Consider the following 17235-nt stretch of genomic DNA (forward strand, 5'->3'; position numbering starts at 1 on the left):
CGGAGCTTCGCACCGGGCACGGCCGAGAAGCGCGGCGGCCCGCTCGCGGAAGACGGCCCGGGCACGAGGAAACGGGGGGTGCATGAGCACGGAAGCGCGCCGCGCCCCGATCCCACCGCGCCCCGCCACCCCGCCCCGCCCCGCCACCGCGCCCCAGGATTACGCCCCGACGCCCCAGGGCACGCGCGCGGGCGCCCCCGCGGCCGACACACCGCAACCCCGCACGACCGCCCCGCGCGAGGCCGCCGCCGGGCCTGGCGGCCGCGGCGGCGAGTCCTGGAGCGGGAGCGGGTCCATGGGCGGGATCGCCCACACCGACGCGCCTGCGGCGACCGGCCGAACCGGCGACCCGCGGGGGAACGCCGCCCAGGGGGCGGACCCCGTCCGCACCGCGCCCGCCGCCGGGCCGGGTGACCGGGGCGGCGAGTCCTGGAGCGGGAGCGGGTCCCTGGGCGGGATCACCCGCACCGACGCGACCCCGCCCGCTCCTGCGGCGACCGGCCGAACCGGCGACCCGCGGGGGACCGCCGCCCAGGGGGCGGACCCCGTCCGCACCGCGCCCGCCGCCCGACCGGGTGACCGCGTCGGCGAGTCCTGGACTGCGAGCGGGTCCATGGGCCGGGGCGGCACCGCGTCCGGGGATGTCGCTGAGCCGGGCGACGGTCGGGGCGGGATCGCCCGCGCCGACGCGACCGCGTCCGCTCCTGCGGCGACCCGTCGAACCGGCGACCCGCAGGGGACCGTCGCCCAGGGGGCGGACCCCGTCCGCACCGCGCCCGCCGCCCGACCGGGTGACCGCGTCGGCGAGTCCTGGACTGCGAGCGGGTCCACGGGCCGGGGCGGCACCGCGTCCGGGGGTGCCGGTGCGCCGGGCGACGGCCTGGGCGGGATCGCCCACGCCGACGCGACCGCGTCCGCTCCTACGGCCACCGGGCGGGCCGGTGGCCCGGGGGAGCCCGCCGGCCGGCCGGGCGGGCGTCGTCCCGGGGTGGCCCCCGCGCCCGTCTGCCCGCCGGACGACGCCGACGACGAGGAACCCTCGGTCTTCGCGCCGCGCGCCGCGCGGCACCCGGTCGGACCCGCTCCGGAGGAGACGCGGCAGGGCGGTGAGCGGTCCGGCGCCGCGAGCGCGGCCGACGGGCCCCGCTTCCCCGCCTTCCCCTCCGCCGCCGGGCCCGCCGGCACCGACCCGTCGGGTCCGCCTCCGCCGCCCGCCTCCGCCCGCTTCCCCGACGCCCCGCCGCACGCTTCGCGCACGGCGGCCCCGTCACGCCGGCCGGGCGCTCCCGCGGAGTCCGCGTCGGAGACGACGACCCGGCTGCGGCCCGTCCCGCCCGCACCGGAGCAGCGCCGTTCCGGGACCGCGGGCCCGGCGGCGGGAGCCTCCGCGCGCGCCGGGACCTCGGGCGCGGCGGCGGGAGCCTCCGCCGAGTCCGGAACGGAGACGACGACGCGGCTGCGGCCGGTCCCGTCGGCGCCGGAGCAGCGCCGTTCCGGAACGGCCCCGGGCCGGGGAGGCCCGGTCCCGGCGTCCGGCTCCGACCGCCCGGCCCCCGTGGGGCAGCCCGCCGCCACCCGTACGGCCTCCGCCCCGTCTCCCGCCCGCCCGGCCTCCCAGCCGCCGCCCGCTCCCGCGCAACCGCCCACGCCGACCCCGGGCGCCGCGGCCCCGCCGGTCCCGGCGCCGTCGTCCGGGCCCGGCGCGCGTGACGGCCGGCCCGCGTGGCGTCCGGGCGGCCCCGCCCACCCCGCGAGCCCCGCGCCGGTGTCGCCGGACCCCGTCCTGTCCTGGAGCGCGGGCGGCCCGGCCCGGCCCGTGGTGTCGTTCGGGGAACCCGAGTACGGCGAGCGGACCCGGCCCCCGGCGTGGCTGCGGCCCCGCACCGCCGCTGCCGCCGCCTGCCTGGTCCTCGGACTGGGCCTCATCGGCGGCGCGGTGACCGGGAGCTGGCTCACCGGCGACGGTTCCGGCGGCAGGGCGGGCACCGGGTTCAGCGCGGCCGGCACCCTGTGGCACAGCGTGCCCGTGGACGGGCTGTTCCCGCCCACCGTCCAGGGCACCGGCGCGGGCCCCGGCGGCGCCGACCGGACCTGGACGCGGATCGCCGTCGCCCCCGACACCGGCTGCGCCGGCGCCTTCGACCCGCTGCTGCGCAAGGTCCTCGCCCCGGTCGGCTGCCGACGGCTGCTGCGCGCCACCTACACCGACGCCACCCAGAGCCATGTCACCACCGTGGGCCTGCTGTTCACCAAGGGCGACCCCGCCGCCATGTCCGCCCTCGCGGCCCGCTTCCGCGACGAGCACCTGGACCGGCGCGCCGACCTGATGCCCCGGCCGTACGCGGCCAAGGGCACCGCGGCGGCCCGGTTCGGCGACGAGCAGCGCGCCACCTGGACCGTCGCCGTCCTGACCGACGCCCCCGTCGTCGCCTACGCGGTGTCCGGCTGGACCGACGGCCGTACGGTCGACTCGCCGCAGCCCGCCGCGGACGCCGTGCGGTCCGGCGCCGGCTCGGCAGCCGCCCAGGCCGGCCTCGGCCAGGAGGCGCAGGGCCTGGCCGACCGCGTCGAACGCCGGCTGCGCCAGACCGCCGGACCGGCCACGGAGAGCCCCTCATGAGGCGGCCGGCACGGCGCGGCCGACGCCTGCGCGGCAGCGCGGTGAGCCTGCTGCTCGCCGGCTCCCTCGTCCTGCTGCCGTCCGCCGCCGCCCACGCCGACGGCATCCGCGCCCAGCAGTGGAGCCTGTCCGCCCTGCGCCTGTCCGAGGCCTGGCAGACCACCAAGGGCCGGGGCGTCACCGTCGCCGTGCTGGACACCGGGGTCGAGGCCGACCATCCGGACCTGGCCGGCAACGTCCTGGACGCCAAGGACATGATCGGTTTCGGCGCGGGCCCCGGCGACCGCGACTGGGCCCGGCACGGCACCGCCATGGCCGGCATCATCGCCGGACACGGTCACGGCGCCGGACGCGCCGACGGCGTCATGGGCGTCGCCCCCGAGGCGAAGATCCTGCCCGTGCGGGTCATCCTCGAGGACGGCGACTCCGCCCGCGGCAAGGCCCGTACCACCCGGGGCAACGCCCTCGCCGACGGCATCCGCTGGGCCGCCGACCACGGCGCCGACGTCATCAACCTCTCGCTCGGCGACGACTCCGACTCCGCCCACCCCGAGCCGAGCGAGGACGAGGCCGTGCAGTACGCCCTGAAGAAGGGCGTGGTGGTGGTGGCCTCCGCGGGCAACGGCGGCGCCAAGGGCGACCACGTCTCCTACCCGGCCGCCTACCCGGGCGTCATCGCCGCCACCGCCGTCGACCGCTACGGCACCCGCGCCTCCTTCTCCACCCGCCGCTGGTACGCCGCGGTCAGCGCGCCCGGCGTGAACGTCGTGATCGCCGACCCCGACCACAAGTACTACGAGGGCTGGGGCACCTCCGCCGCCGCCGCGTACGTCTCGGGCGCGGCGGCGCTGATCAAGGCCGCCCATCCGAAGCTGAGCCCGGCCCAGGTGAAGAAGCTCCTGGAGGACACCGCCCGCGACGCCCCGGTGGGCGGCCGGGACGACTCCCGCGGCTTCGGCATGATCGACCCCGCGGCGGCGCTGAAGGCCGCGGCCCGTCTGGAACCCCGCGGTCTGCGTCCGGCGTCGTACGGGGAGAAGTACTTCGGCCCCGGCCCGGACACCGCCAGGGCGGCCGCCGCCACGTCCGGCTGGGCGGGCCCGCTCGCGGGCGGCACCGGCGCGGTGCTGCTGGTGGCCGGTGTCGTCCTGTGGCGGGGCCGGAACACGGGACGGCGGCGCGACGGGGGGTTCTAGACCCGGGCGGGCACGGGAAGCGCGGCGGGCGCCGGTCCGAACGCCTCCCGGTGGTCCGCCGCCCACCGCGCGTACGACCGGGCCGCACGGCCGGTGAGGCGGGACACGGACCCGTCCACCGTCGCCTTGCTGCCCCGCGACCGCCGTTCGGCGCCGCGCAGCAGGGCCTCGACCACATGCGGCGGATGACGGCGCGACCAGCGGGCCGCGGCCTGCTCCGGCGTCAGTTCCCGGCACACCAGCGGGCGGCCGAGCACCCGGGACAGCTCGCGGGTCTGGTCCGCGGCCGAGATCGCCTCCGGACCGGTGAGCGGGTGGATCCGGCCCTCGTGTCCGGACGAGGTCAGCGCGGCCACCGCGACGTCGGCGATGTCACGGGGATCGACGCAGGCGCTCGGCGCCCCCGGGTGCAGGGCGTGCACCACGCCCTCGGAACGGATCGAGCCCGCCCACGCCAGCGTGTTCGACATGAACGCGCGCGGGCGCAGCAGCGTCCACTCCAGGCCGCAGGAGCGCAGCAGGTCCTCGCAGTCCCGCTGCCAGCGCGTGATCAGGTCGTCGGCGTCGTCCTCGCCGGCCGCGTAGGCGGACAGCTTCACGACGTGCCGCACCCCGGCCGCCTCCGCGGCCCGCAGGAAACGCGCGTCGCTGTCGCCGCCGGGATCACGGGTGACCAGGAACGCCCGGTCCACCCCCGCGAGCGCGCGCCGCAGGGAGCCGTGGTCCTGGTAGGAGCCGACGGCCACCTCGCCGTCCGGACCGAGCGCCGGCAGCCGGGCCGGGTCACGGCAGAACACCCGCACCGGGCCGGCCGCCGACAGCGTCCGCGCCACCTGGCCGCCCACCACACCGGTCGCGCCCGTCACCAGAATCATGCGAAGGCCTCCCCAGCCGGATCACGGAACCGGTCCCGGCCGGCCGCCGCCGGCGTCCGGTCCCTCGAAGAGTGAACGGTTGACCGATCGTGGTCCCGGCCGCTGACCCGCCGCTGACGCGCGGACAACGCTGTCATGCCGGACGCCACTGCCATCGGCAGAGGTCAGCGGCATGTCAGGCGGCTCGTCAAGACTTCCGCGAACACCGGGCCGACGACGGCCCGCACCGATGCGGCCGGCCACCGGGCCCGGCGCCGCGGACGCGCCCCACGCGGTGGACCGGGGCCGGGCGGCGCGCCGCCACCGCGAGCGCGGGCACCGGCGCCGCGGGCCGGGCCGAGCGGCAAGCACAGTCAGGAATCGAGGAAGACGGATGACCACGCCAACGACCCGAGCCCAGACACGCGTTCAGCGGACCGGCCCGGCCGGAGCACCGCACCCGGCGGCCCGGGGTCACGACGCCGACCCCTGGCTCACCGACCTCACCGTCGACCAGAGCGACCCGTTCTTCTACGACCACCCGCTGGACCACGTCCCCGGCATGCTCCTGGTGTGCGCCATGGCGGACGCCGTCAGCGACCGCGTCGACGTCCCGGCGGGCTCCCGGGTGAAATGGGTCGTCAACTTCCGGGTGATGCCCGAGCTGTCCCCGGGCCTCGTGCTCTACGCGGCACCGCCCGAGAACGGCCGCCACACCCTGCGCGTCACCCAGGGCCCGACCGTCGTCTCGGACAGCTGGTTCACCCTCACCGCCGGCCCCGAGGGCGGCCGGCCCGGACCGGAGGCCTTACCGGCCGCCCCCGCCGCCGAGCCCGCCCGCGCGTTCCTGGTGCACCGCACCCGCCCGGAGAACGTCATGCTCGGCGAACCCGTGTGCGACGACGACGTGTTCACCGCTCAGGTGCTGCTGTCGGAGGCCGGGCACACCCTGTCGAGCCGCCGCCCCGGCCGGCGCTCGGTGAAGTCGGTCGTCGAGGCCGGCCGCCAGTTCGCCACCTGGCTCTCGCACCGGGCCGGCGGCTGGCCGGAGGAGGTGCAGATGCTGTGGCTGCGGCTCACCGCCGACCTGCCGGCCGACCTGCCCGCCACGCTCCCGCTGGCGCTGCGCTGGCGACGGACCCGCATGTCCGACGACAAGGCCCGGCTCACCTTCGAGCTGATCGCGGGCGACGGACCGGGCACCCGGATCGGCAGCCTCGTCTACGTCAGCAAGGGCCTGACCCCCGAGGCCTACCGGGCCTTCCGCGCCGCCGCCGGGGCGGCGGCATGAACCAGCGCCTCGTCGTCCTCGTCCTGCGCGCCCTGCTGCCGCTGACCTGCGCCCTGTTCGTCCTCGCCATCGCACTGCTGCTCACCTCGGACACCGCCGGCCCGCACCCCGAGGCCGCCCTGTTCGCGGGCCTCTACCTGCTGTGGATCCTCGCCGAGACCGGCATCACCGTGCGCCACCCCAAGCAGTCCGCCGCCGAGAACGGCACCCTGCTGCCGTACGCCCTGACCCGGGCCGGCACCGGTGTCTCCGCGGTGCTGTGGCCGCTGCCCTGGCACGCCTGGTCGGTGTGGCTGAGCGTGCCGGCCGTGGTGTTCGCCGCCTCCGTCGCGCTGCGCCTGACCGCCATCCGCACCCTCGGCCGGTTCTACTCCCACCACGTGGTGCGCTACTCCGACCACACCATCGTCACCAGCGGCCCCTACCGGCACGTCCGGCACCCCGCGTACACCGGGATGCTGCTGGCCAACGCCGCGTTCGTGGCGTTCTTCTGCAACCCGCTCAGCGTGCTGTTCCTGCTCGCCCTGGCCGCGGTCATCGTGTGGCGGATCCGGGTCGAGGAGCGCGTGCTGTGGGCCGTCCCCGGATACCCGGGATACGCGGGCGGCCGGGCGCGGCTGCTGCCGGGGGTGTGGTAGACGATGGCCTCCACCACCCCGCTCGCCCGTACCGGCCCGGCCACCGGACGCGGCCCGCTGCTCGCCGGCGCCCACGACGCCGCCCTCGCCGACCCGGCCCTGGTGGGCCACAAGTTCTCCCGGCAGCACGAGATGCGCGACGCCGGACTGCCCGTCCCCGAATTCTTCGCGCTGACCGCCGAGGCGTACGCCGCCTGCGTGCCGGTCCCCGCCGGTTTCCCCGGCGCCGGGGCGAGCACGGCGGAGCTGACCGACTGGGCGCGCGCGGCCCGCGACGAGGTCCGCGCCACCCCGCTGCCGCCCGCCCTGGCCCGGCAGGTGCTCGCCGGCTTCGACGAACTCGCCGGCCCCGAAGGGCTGGTGGCCGTGCGCGGCTGCGTCGCCGCCGAGGCGGACGGCAGCGGCGAGGACGGCGCCGACGACCCGTTCGCCGGCCTCTCCGACAGCTATCTGTACGTCCGCCGGGACGCCCTCCTGGACCGCGTCGCCGACTGCTGGGCCTCCGCCTACAACCCCGAGGCCGTGCTCTACCGCGTGCGGCGCGGCGTCGACGCCACCGCCGTCCGGGTCGCGGTCGGCGTCCAGCGGATGGTGCCCGGCGTGCGGTCCTTCGTGATGTTCACCAGCGATCCGCGCGGCGGCGCCGACCAGGCGGTGGTGGCCGCGGCGCACGGCATCGGCGAGGGCATCGTGCAGGAGAAGGCCGACATCGACCACTTCTTCGTGGACCGAGCCACCGGCGCCGTACGCGCCGAACTCGCCCTGAAGTCCGTGATGGTGGGCCTCGACCCGGCCCGGCCGGACGCCGGCCCGGTGCCGCTGCCCGTCCCGGACGCGCTCGGCGGACCGCCCGTGCTGTCCGACGACGAGGTGCGCGCCATCGGCGAACTGGCCGCCCGCGCCGAGGAACTCTTCGGCGGCCCCCAGGACGTCGAGGGCGCCCTCACCGCCGACGGCCGGATCCACCTCGTCCAGGCCCGGCCCGTGGTGCGGGCCGCGACCCCGCACGGGGAGAGCGCGCCGCCGGTGCCGTGGACCAACCACAACCTCACCGAGTCCTTCCCCGGCGTCACCTCCACGCTGACCTACTCCCAGGCCCGCGTCTTCTACCGGACCGGCTTCGCCGACTTCTACCGGCGGCTCGGCGTGCCCGAGGACTCCCTGCGCCGCAACCAGCACCACCTCAGCCGGATGATCGGGCACCTCGACGGGCGGGTCTACTACCGGCTCGACGCCTGGTTCGCGCTGCACGGCCAGATCCCCGGCTTCGACCTCATCCGCCCCATGTGGCAGCGCTCCCTCGGCCTCACCGAACGCGACCAGGACACGGCCCCGGACCGGGCGGCCCGCCGCCGCGCCTGGAAGCAGGTGCTGCGCGCGGCGCCCCGCCTCGCCCGCGCCTACGCCGCCCAGCCGCGCCGGCTGCGCGAGTTCCTCCGCTGGTGGGACGACCTGATGGCGCGCTGGCCCTCCTTCGAGGACTGCACCGCCGACGAACTCGTCGCCCGCTACCGCACCATGTGGACCGAGGCCGAGCACCGCTGGGGCGTCACCATGGTCGCCAGCTACTTCGCCCTGGTCTCCCTGACCTGCGCCGACGCCCTGCTGGAGCGCTGGGTGCCGGACGGCCGCGCGCTGCTGCCCCGGCTGATGGGCGGCGGCCGCCCCAACCGGACGCTCGCCTCGGTCCGTTCGGCGCTCGCCCTCGCCGAACGCGCCGCCGCCGACCCGGCCCTGCGCGCCGCCGTCCTGGAACGCCCCGCGCCCGAGGTCTGGCGGGAGATCACCGGCGGGAAGTACGGCAGCGGTACCGCCGACGCCTTCGCCCGGCACCTGCGGACCTACGGCGACCGCGCGCTGCACGACCTGAAACTGGAGGTCCTCACCCCGCGCCAGGAACCCTGGCAGATCGTCACCGCGCTGCGCCCCTACATCGGCCAGGGCCTGACCGTCGCCGCCAACGAGGCCGACGAGGCCGCCGCCCGCGACGCCGCCCGGGACGCCCTGCGCGAGGCCTGCCCCGCTCCGCTCAAGCGGGCCGCGCTCGGCGCCGTGCTGGCCTCCCTGCGGTTCAGCGTCAAGGCCCGCGAGGACACGCGGTTCTGCCGCAGCCAGCTCTACGGCGTCTCCCGCGAGGTCATGCGCGGGCTCGCCCGGCGGCTCGTCGAGGCGGGACTGCTGGACCGGGCCGAGGACGTCGTCCACCTCCAGACCGAGGAGGTGCTCGGCGCCTTCGACGGCACCCTGCCCGACACCGACCTGCGCGCGCTGGTGCGCCGGCGCGCCGCCCGGTTCGCCGAGAGCGCGGCCGCCGCCGACCCGCCCGCCTACTTCACCGTCCCCGGCGGCCTGCCCGTGCCGGTCGCGCTGGCCTCCCGCCGGGACACCGCCGCGGCCGGCGGACCCGACGCGGACGGCGTGCTGCGCGGCATCGCCTCCAGCAGCGGCACGGCACGCGGCCGCGCCCTCGTCGTCCGGGACACCGCTGTGCCGCCCGAGGCGTGCGTGGGCCGGATACTCGTCGCCAAGGAGACCGACCCCGGCTGGCTCGCCCTGATGATGGCCGCCAAGGGCATCGTCGTCGAGCGCGGCAGCCTCGTCTCGCACACCGCCATCAGCGGCCGGCTGCTCGGCGTCCCCACGGTCGTCGCGGTCCGCGAGGCCATGACGGCCATCGAGGACGGCGCCTGGATCGAGATCGACGGCGCCGCCGGCACCGTACGCCTGCTGCCCGGCGACGGCACCGAGCCGGGGGAGGACGGACCGTGCGCGTGACGAACCTGTTCATCGACGGCCTCGGCTGCCACCTGCCCGAGCCCTACCCGGCCGAACAGGCGGTCGCCGAGGGCCGGTACGCCGAGGCCGAGTGGCGGGCCGGCGGCTGGACCGGCGCCGCCGTCGCCGGGAACGTCTCGCCGCCGGAGATGGCGGTGGTGGCCGCCCGCACCGCGCTGGAACGCTCCGCGCACCCGGCCGCCGACATCGCGCTCGTGCTGCACGCCTCGCTGCACGAACAGGGACCCGAACTGTGGACCCCGCACCAGTACGTGCTCCGGCACGCGGTCGGCACCCGGGTCCCGGCGATGGAGGTGCGGCAGGGCTGCAACGCGGCTCTCGGCGCCATGGAACTGGCCCACGGCCACCTGAGCGCGGACCCGTCCCGCACGGCCGCGCTGGTGACCGCCGCCGAGAACTTCGGCACCGAACGCGTCGACCGCTGGCGCTACCAGAGCGGCGCCCGGATGAAACGCCCCTCCGTCCTCGGCGACGCGGCCACCGCCGTGGTGCTGTCGACCCGCGGCGGCTTCGCCCGCGTCCTGTCCCTCGTCTCCGGCTCGCTGCCCGAGCTGGAGGAGATGAACCGGCCGCGCGGCCCTCTCTTCCCGCCCCGGCGCACCCGCACCGGCCGCATCGACCTGGTCGCCCGGATGATCGACTACGCCCGCAGCGACCCCGGCGCCGCCACCCTGGCCCGCAAGGCCGTGGACGCGGCCCGCACCGAGACCGGACTGCGCGCCATCCAGGACGCCGGGCTCACCCCCGGCGACATCACCCGCGTCACCCACGTCCTGTCCGGCGGCCCCGAGTACATCCGCGCCGTCCTCGAACCCCTCGGCATCGACCCGGCCCGCGGCGTCCTCGACTTCGGACGCGCCCTCGGCCACATGACCACCAGCGACCACTTCGCCGCCCTCCACCACCTCGTGGAGACCCGCGAAGTCGGCCCCGGCGACCGGGTGCTGATGCTCAACAACAGCTTCGGCGTCTCCCTGTTCGCCGCCGTCGTCGAGATCACCGCCACCCCGTCCTGGGCCACCGGGACGCCCTCCCCGTACAAGGAACGGACATGACCCAGCCGCAGACCGCCGCCCCGGCGCCCGGGGCCACGACCGCCGTGGAACGGTGGATCGACGCCCTGAAGGAGGGCTGGCGGGCCCGCGACGCGGACGCCGTCGCCGCCCTCTTCACCGACGACGCCGTCTACCACCAGGGCCCCTACGGCGCCCCGCACACCGGCCGCGAGGCCGTCGCCGCGCACTGGCGGAACACCCTGTCCCGGCAGCGGGACGCCCGTATGTGGTTCGGCGAGCCCGTCGTCTCCGGCGGCCGGGCCGCGGTGGAGTGGTGGTGCGTCCTGTACGACCCCGCCACCGGCGCACCCCGCAACGCGGCCGGCTGCCTGGTGCTCCGCTTCGCCGCCGACGGCCGCTGCGCCTCCCTCCACGAGTACTGGCACGGCGCCCCGGACCAGGAGCTCGAACCCGCCGAGGGGTGGCTGCGATGACCGGTGCGCCCACCCTGCGGTGCCCCGTCACCGGGGCGGGACCGGACCCGCGGCCTCCCGCCTACCCCTTCCCCGACCTGCCCGGCATCTGCCTCGACCCCGGCCGGCTCGCCCGGTTCCGCGAGGAACCGCTGGTGCCGGTACGGCTCGGCAACGGCCGGGACGCGCTGCTCGTGACCCGCCACGAGGACGTCAGGACCGTCCTGTCCGACGACCGCTTCAGCCGCGAGGCCTGGGCCGGCGGCACCCTGTTCGCCCGCAGGTCCAGCGCCCTCGCCCTGGTCACCAGCGACGCGCCCACCCACACCCGGCGCCGCAGCCGGGTCCAGGCCCGCTTCACCCACCGCAGGGCCGAGGAGGACCGCCCCCGCATCGCCGAGATCGCCGCCGGGCTCCTGGACCGGCTGCGCGCCGCCGACGGCCCCGTCGACCTGATCGCCGAGTTCACCACCCCGTTCCCGTACCGGGTGATCTGCGAGATGCTCGGCGTGCCGGTGGCCGACCTGGACCGGCTGCTGCCCGAGGTCACCGTCATGATGTCGGCCGGGCGCTTCACTCCGGAGGAGGGCGCCCGGGCCCACTCCGTCATGTACGACTACTTCTTCGGGCAGCTCGCCGAGCGCCGCGCGGCCGTCGAGGCCGGCCGGCCCGGCGACGACCTGCTCACCCAGCTCCTGACCGCGCCGCCGGACACCAGGCTCAGCGACGAGGAGATCGCCGTCTTCGGCTTCGGCCTGATGATGGCGGGCGGCGAGACCACCGCCTCCCACCTCGCCATGTGCGTGCTGCACGTCCTCACCACGCCCGGCCTCGCCGACCGGCTGCGCCGCGACCCCTCGGCGGTCCCGGCCGCCGTGGAGGAACTGGTGCGCTGGGTCTGGTTCGCCGGCACCGGCGGCCAGCCGCACGTCACCACCGAGGAGGTGCGCCTGGCCGGCCGCGTGCTGTCCGCCGGCCAGGTGGTCGTCCCGCTCACCGACGCGGCCAACCGCGACCCGGACGTCTTCCCCGACCCGGACGTCTTCCGCGCCGACCGCTCGCCGAACCCGCACATCGGCTTCGGACACGGCCGCCACCTGTGCCTCGGCGCGGCCCACGCGCGCGTGGAGCTCCAGGAGGGACTCACCGCCGTGCTCGAACGGCTCGACGGACTGGAACTCGCCGTCGACCCGGCCGAACTGAGCTGGCGCGACCGGATGTTCATGCGCGGCGTGTGGGAACTGCCCGTGCGCGTCCGCCCCTCGGATCGGACACGGCCGTGCTGAGCCGCTGGGCCCGCTTCGTGGCGGGCAGCTACCCGCCGCTGCCGTCCGCGGCGTTCGCGTTCCTGTGGGCCTACGGCGTCTCCGGCCTGTTCGCGGTCGTCCAGCCCGCGCACCCCGCCTGGCGGCCCGGCCTCGGCACCCTCACCGCGGCGCTCACACTCACCGTCACGCTGCTGCTGATGCGCGCCGTGGACGACATCCGGGACCTCGCCTACGACCGCGCGTTCAACCCCCGGCGGCCGCTGGTCTCCGGCGCCGTGCGCGAGCGCGACCTGCTCGTGCTGTGCGCCGCGGGCGCGGCCGTGGTCCTCGCCCTGAACGCGGGCCGCCCGGCCGCCCTCGCGGTGCTCGCCGGGCAACTCCTCTACTGCGCCCTGGTGCTGGCCGTGGACCGGGCGCTGGCCTGGCCCCCGGGCGACCGGCTGCTGCTCAGCCTCCTGATCAGCTTCCCCGCCCAACTGCTGCTGCACGTCTACCTGTACACCCGCTACCTCGGCGACACCGGGCAGGGCGCCGGCCGCGGGGGAGTGCTGGCCATCGTGATCACCGTGCTGGTCACCGTCCACCTGGAGTTCGCCAAGAAGATCACCCGCCGGCTCAGGCCGGGCGAGCGCAGCTACGTCAGCACCCTCGGCCTCGGCGGCACGGTCGCCGTGGCGCTCGCCGCCCCGGTGCTGTCGGTGCTGCTGCTGGTCACGCAGGCCCGCCCGGAGGCCCTGCTGGCGCCGCTGGCCCTGCTGCCGCTGCTGCTGCCCGCCCGGGCCGGCTGGCGCTTCTTCCGGGCGCGCGCCCCGCGCTGGCCGGCCGCCTCCGCCGCCTACTACGTCCTGTCCACCTTCGCCTGCTACCTGGCGCTGAGCCTGGCGTACGGCTGACCCGGCTCACGACCCGGCGGACGCGGTCCCCGGGGAGGCGGCCGCGAAGGCCGACACCGCCGCCTCGGCGGCCGCCTCCACCAGCGCGATCCCCTCGGCCTGCGTGGCGGCCCCGCGCGACAGCACCGCCACCAGGTACCCGGCACCGTCCGCCGTCACCCGCCCGACGCTGTTCACGTCCCACAGCCCGGTCGTGCTGCGCGCCAGCCACCCGTTCTTCAGCGCCCACGAGGAACCGGCGGCCGACACCCCCCACTGCTGGTCGGCCTGCACGGAGCCCATCAGCTTCCGCACGAACGCGCGCGAGGCGGCGCTCAGCTCCGAGTCCTCTCCGAAGACCTGCCGCAGCAGCACGAGCTGATCGGCCGCGGTGGTCCGGGTCAGCCCCCACAGGTCGCCGTCACCGCCCGAGGTGTGCGTGAGCCCGAACCGCTCGTTCGCGGCGTCCAGCCCCCCGGCCCGGCCGATCGCGCGCCACAGCGCGGTCGCGGACGTGTTGTCGCTGTTCTCGATCATCTTCGTGGCGTACGCCCGCTCCGACGCGGTGAGCTCCCGGCCGGCGTCCTGCGCCTGGAGCAGCAGCGCGGCCAGGACGTCCACCTTGACGATGCTCGCCGTGTCGAAGGCGTCCGTCCCGTACGCGGCGCTCTGCCCGGAGCCCGTCGCCAGCACCGCCGCCGACACCCGGGCCCCCGGCGGCACCGTCACCGACGCCATGGCCCGCGCCAGCAGCGCCTCCCGGTCCACCGTCACCGGCTGTGCCGTGCTCTCCGCCGCCTCCTCACCCGCCGCGGCCGAGGCCGAGGCCGGCGGCGAAGGGGCCGACGGCCCGGTCCTGGCACCGGAGTGCGCCCGGGTCGTCACGCAGACCGTGCCGCCCGCCGTCATCCCGCCCGTCGCCACCACGGCCAGGACGGCGAACAGCAGCGGGCGGCGAGAACGGCGGCCACGGCGGCCGGACGGGGAGGACTTCATGCCCGCGATGCTCGGGGCGGCCGCTGTGCGCTCCGTCGGACGCACCTGAGAACCACGTCAGCGAACCAACGGATCCCCTGTGGATCCGGCTCCCGGGCCGGGACGGGCACGCAGCCTGCCTGCCGATAGGGTCGGGACCGTGGCGAAGAAGAACATTCCCGACTCCGGCTACTCCGACGACGACGGTTCCGCCGACCCCCGGCTGAGCGCCGCGCTCGCCGCCTGGGCGGGAGACCGTACGGCCGTGGGCCCGGTCCTCGCGGCGCTGAAGGGCGCCCGGCTGCTGGTGCCCGTGGTCGCCGTGCTCGGGGAGGTCGAGGAGGACAGTCAAGAGGGGCGCGAAGCTCCTCGGAAGGGTGGTGGCGGGAGACGGGAGGGCGGCCTGCGCCGCGAGAAGACCAGCGACATGGCGGTGCCGACGCTGAAGGCGGGCGACCGCACCGCGCTGCCCGCCTTCACCTCCACCGAGTCCCTGGCCCGCTGGGACCCGGCGGCCCGGCCCGTCGCCGTGCCCCTGCACCAGGCGCTCGAGGCCGCCGCGCACGAGAAGGCGGACACGGTCGTGCTCGACCTGGCCGGACCGGTGCCGTTCGAACTGACCGGCCCGGCGCTGCTGGCCCTGGCCGAGGGCCGCACCAGCACCGACCCGCTCACCGACCCGGCCGTCCTCGGCGCCGTGCGCGGGGCGGTGGCCGCCGAGCCGGCGGTCCTGCGCGCCCACCTCGGTCCCGGTCAGGCCGACGGCACCCTGGTCCTCGTCCTCGACCCGGCCGCTCCGCCCGCCGAGGCCGCCCGCGCGGTCGCCGCGCGGCTGGCCGCCGACGAGACGCTGAGGGCCCGCCTGGTGCGCGGCCTCGACCTGGCACTGCTGCCGGCCGGGACCACGCCTCCGGGCGAGCCCTTGTTCGTACGGGATTGAGTACGCGGACCGCGTACCGGACGGGCCGGGGTCAGCCGTAGACCGGGCCGGTGTACTTCTCGCCGGGGCCCTGGCCCGGCTCGTCCGGCACGATCGAGGCCTCGCGGAACGCGAGCTGCAGCGACTTCAGGCCGTCCCGCAGCGGGGCGGCGTGGAAGGAGCTGACCTCGGTGGCGCTCGCGTCCAGCAGGCCGGCGAGCGCGCCGATCAGCTTCCGGGCCTCGTCCAGGTCCTTGTACTTCTCGCCCTCCTCGCTCAGCCCGAGCTTCACGGCGGCGGCGCTCATCAGGTTGACGGCGACCGTCACGATCACCTCGACGGCGGGGACCTCGGCGATGTCCCGGGTCATCGCGTCGAAGTCGGGGGACTCAGGAGGGGTGTCACTCATGCCCCACACGATAGGCGTTCCCCGGCACGCCTCCTCAATTAGCCCTTGTCAAGCGATCCTGCTAACCTTGATGTCGACCGGCCGGACACGCTGTGCCCGGCCCACAAGTGGAGGCTCCGACTTCCCACCCGACCGCCCTCCGGGACGGCGGGTCACCCGGTCAGACGGCCCCCATCGTTCCGTACGGACGATGGAGCCGTCCGAAATCGCGCCCCGCGGTCCCCGCGGCGGTGCTCCGGTAGCCATGGAGCCCCGCCTGTGATCGGCCGGGGCATTTTTTGTGCCTCGGAGCGGTTAGGTCTGTCGAAACAGACATACGCGGCTGTCCGCCAGGCGGTCGCGTGGTGCTACCGAGGAGGATCCATCAGCGCCGAGCCCCGCATCAACGACCGGATTCGCGTTCCCGAGGTGCGACTCGTCGGTCCCAGTGGCGAGCAGGTGGGCATCGTCCCGCTGGCCAAGGCACTGGAGCTTGCGCAGGAGTACGACCTGGACCTGGTCGAGGTCGCGGCGAACGCCCGTCCGCCCGTGTGCAAGCTCATGGACTACGGGAAGTTCAAGTACGAGTCGGCCATGAAGGCCCGTGAGGCGCGCAAGAACCAGGCGCACACGGTCATCAAGGAGATGAAGCTCCGGCCGAAGATCGACCCGCACGACTATGACACCAAGAAGGGTCACGTCGTCCGGTTCCTCAAGCAGGGCGACAAGGTCAAGATCACGATCATGTTCCGTGGCCGCGAGCAGTCCCGCCCCGAGCTGGGCTACCGACTGCTGCAGCGTCTCGCGGAAGACGTCCAGGACCTCGGTTTCGTGGAGTCGAACCCGAAGCAGGACGGCCGAAACATGATCATGGTCCTCGGTCCGCACAAGAAGAAGACCGAGGCGATGGCCGAGGCTCGCCAGGCGCAGGAAGCCCGCAAGGCCGACGCGAAGGCCAACCCCGGCAAGTCGCAGAACGCCGCCGAGGCCGGTCTCGAGGCCGAGGCGCCGTCCGAGGAACCTGCCGAGGCGTGATCCCGGGGGACGCGAGTCCCCGAGGATGTAACCGAAACAAGAGCGACGCTCCACCGTGCCCGGTTTTCACGACCGGGCACCGGAGCGCCACCGACGAGGAGAGAACGGCGCTATGCCGAAGAACAAGTCGCACAGCGGTGCCAGCAAGCGCTTCAAGATCACCGGCTCCGGCAAGGTGCTCCGTGAGCGCGCCGGCAAGCGCCACCTGCTCGAGCACAAGTCGTCCCGTGTGACGCGTCGCCTCACCGGCAACGCCGAGATGGCCCCGGGCGACGCCGCGAAGATCAAGAAGCTTCTCGGCAAGTGACGTACGGCGTCGCCCAGCGACGCCGTACGTCTGGACCGGGACCCATTCGTTTCCGGGCCGCGTGAGCACCCCCCGCGGCCCCGCTACAAGGAGTTAAGAAGTGGCACGCGTCAAGCGGGCAGTCAACGCCCACAAGAAGCGCCGGGCGATCCTCGAGCAGGCCTCCGGCTACCGCGGTCAGCGTTCGCGCCTGTACCGCAAGGCCAAGGAGCAGGTCACCCACTCGCTGGTCTACAACTACAACGACCGCAAGAAGCGCAAGGGCGACTTCCGTCAGCTGTGGATCCAGCGCATCAACGCCGCTGCCCGCGCCAACGGCATGACCTACAACCGCTTCATCCAGGGTCTGAAGGCCGCCAACGTCGAGGTGGACCGCAAGATCCTCGCCGAGCTGGCCGTCAACGACGCCAACGCGTTCGCCGCGCTGGTCGAGGTCGCCCAGAAGGCTCTGCCGAGCGACGTCAACGCGCCGAAGGCCGCGTGACGCCGCGCTGGCTCTAGGCCGGCTCATGGACCCGCAGGCCGTGACGGCCTGCGGGTCCTGCTGTTGCCCGGCGGAGCGATTCGTTCGACTGCGGGCCCGTCGTGGCTGGTCGCGCAGTTCCCCG

The 17235-nt window shown here is 75.8% G+C and carries 16 protein-coding genes; 13 read left to right on the forward strand and 3 right to left on the reverse strand.

Annotation, left to right across the window (positions count from 1 at the left end):
* The first annotated feature begins 82 nt into the window (after positions 1–82).
* Both ACFYU0_RS27170 and mycP read left to right on the forward strand, forming a co-directional pair.
* A complete protein-coding gene (locus ACFYU0_RS27170; RefSeq protein ID WP_389304721.1) occupies positions 83–2620 on the forward strand; it encodes a hypothetical protein in 2538 nt (845 codons plus the stop codon).
* Positions 2617–3816, forward strand: a complete 1200-nt coding sequence (gene mycP / locus ACFYU0_RS27175) for a type VII secretion-associated serine protease mycosin (RefSeq protein ID WP_389304722.1) — start codon at positions 2617–2619, stop codon at positions 3814–3816. The genes ACFYU0_RS27170 and mycP overlap by 4 nt, the downstream gene beginning before the upstream one ends.
* Here mycP and ACFYU0_RS27180 read toward each other — a convergent pair.
* On the reverse strand, positions 3813–4691 hold the full coding sequence (locus ACFYU0_RS27180; RefSeq protein WP_389304723.1) for an SDR family oxidoreductase: 879 nt from the start codon (positions 4689–4691) through the stop codon (positions 3813–3815). The genes mycP and ACFYU0_RS27180 overlap by 4 nt on opposite strands.
* Before the next feature lie 373 nt (positions 4692–5064).
* Here ACFYU0_RS27180 and ACFYU0_RS27185 point away from each other — a divergent pair, with 373 nt between their 5' ends.
* From ACFYU0_RS27185 to ACFYU0_RS27215, 7 genes are read left to right on the forward strand one after another with little or no spacing between them, the layout of a single operon-like run.
* Entirely contained in the window at positions 5065–5961 is an 897-nt protein-coding gene (locus ACFYU0_RS27185; protein ID WP_389304724.1) for an AfsA-related hotdog domain-containing protein, read from the forward strand.
* Entirely contained in the window at positions 5958–6599 is a 642-nt protein-coding gene (locus ACFYU0_RS27190) for an isoprenylcysteine carboxylmethyltransferase family protein (protein ID WP_351664049.1), read from the forward strand. Before ACFYU0_RS27185 ends, ACFYU0_RS27190 begins: the two co-directional genes overlap by 4 nt.
* Positions 6600–6602: 3 nt before the next feature.
* Complete coding sequence (locus ACFYU0_RS27195; RefSeq protein WP_389304725.1) at positions 6603–9374, forward strand: PEP/pyruvate-binding domain-containing protein; 2772 nt, start codon at positions 6603–6605, stop codon at positions 9372–9374.
* Complete coding sequence (locus ACFYU0_RS27200; RefSeq protein WP_389304726.1) at positions 9365–10450, forward strand: ketoacyl-ACP synthase III family protein; 1086 nt, start codon at positions 9365–9367, stop codon at positions 10448–10450. The genes ACFYU0_RS27195 and ACFYU0_RS27200 overlap by 10 nt, the downstream gene beginning before the upstream one ends.
* A complete protein-coding gene (locus ACFYU0_RS27205; RefSeq protein ID WP_389304727.1) occupies positions 10447–10884 on the forward strand; it encodes a nuclear transport factor 2 family protein in 438 nt (145 codons plus the stop codon). The genes ACFYU0_RS27200 and ACFYU0_RS27205 overlap by 4 nt, the downstream gene beginning before the upstream one ends.
* Positions 10881–12149 (forward strand): cytochrome P450, encoded by a 1269-nt coding sequence (locus ACFYU0_RS27210; RefSeq protein ID WP_389304728.1) that lies wholly within the window; start codon positions 10881–10883, stop codon positions 12147–12149. The genes ACFYU0_RS27205 and ACFYU0_RS27210 overlap by 4 nt, the downstream gene beginning before the upstream one ends.
* The gene (locus tag ACFYU0_RS27215; RefSeq protein ID WP_389304729.1) at positions 12143–13024 is read left to right on the forward strand and encodes a hypothetical protein; all 882 of its coding nucleotides are present in this window, start codon (positions 12143–12145) and stop codon (positions 13022–13024) included. Before ACFYU0_RS27210 ends, ACFYU0_RS27215 begins: the two co-directional genes overlap by 7 nt.
* Positions 13025–13030: 6 nt before the next feature.
* Here the strand turns inward: ACFYU0_RS27215 and ACFYU0_RS27220 are convergent, their stop codons facing one another.
* The gene (locus tag ACFYU0_RS27220; RefSeq protein WP_389304730.1) at positions 13031–13999 is read right to left on the reverse strand and encodes a serine hydrolase; all 969 of its coding nucleotides are present in this window, start codon (positions 13997–13999) and stop codon (positions 13031–13033) included.
* A gap of 139 nt (positions 14000–14138) precedes the next feature.
* Between ACFYU0_RS27220 and ACFYU0_RS27225 the strand changes: the two genes are divergently transcribed.
* A complete protein-coding gene (locus ACFYU0_RS27225) occupies positions 14139–14918 on the forward strand; it encodes an SseB family protein (RefSeq protein WP_389304731.1) in 780 nt (259 codons plus the stop codon).
* Positions 14919–14949: 31 nt separating this feature from the next.
* Here the strand turns inward: ACFYU0_RS27225 and ACFYU0_RS27230 are convergent, their stop codons facing one another.
* Positions 14950–15306 (reverse strand): DUF1844 domain-containing protein, encoded by a 357-nt coding sequence (locus tag ACFYU0_RS27230; protein WP_351664041.1) that lies wholly within the window; start codon positions 15304–15306, stop codon positions 14950–14952.
* Between the two features lie 363 nt (positions 15307–15669).
* Here ACFYU0_RS27230 and infC point away from each other — a divergent pair, with 363 nt between their 5' ends.
* The 3 genes from infC to rplT all read left to right on the forward strand — a co-directional run bounded on the left by infC (position 15670) and on the right by rplT (position 17111).
* Positions 15670–16320: a translation initiation factor IF-3 gene (infC, locus tag ACFYU0_RS27235; RefSeq protein ID WP_351664179.1), complete on the forward strand. Its 651-nt coding sequence runs from the start codon at positions 15670–15672 to the stop codon at positions 16318–16320.
* A gap of 112 nt (positions 16321–16432) precedes the next feature.
* A complete protein-coding gene (gene rpmI / locus ACFYU0_RS27240; protein ID WP_003977225.1) occupies positions 16433–16627 on the forward strand; it encodes a 50S ribosomal protein L35 in 195 nt (64 codons plus the stop codon).
* A 100-nt stretch (positions 16628–16727) separates the two neighbouring features.
* Positions 16728–17111, forward strand: a complete 384-nt coding sequence (rplT, locus tag ACFYU0_RS27245; RefSeq protein WP_030381833.1) for a 50S ribosomal protein L20 — start codon at positions 16728–16730, stop codon at positions 17109–17111.
* The last annotated feature ends 124 nt before the right edge of the window (positions 17112–17235 follow it).

Origin of the sequence: Streptomyces sp. NPDC003720, from assembly GCF_042875075.1 — a bacterium.
Lineage (GTDB): Bacteria > Actinomycetota > Actinomycetes > Streptomycetales > Streptomycetaceae > Streptomyces.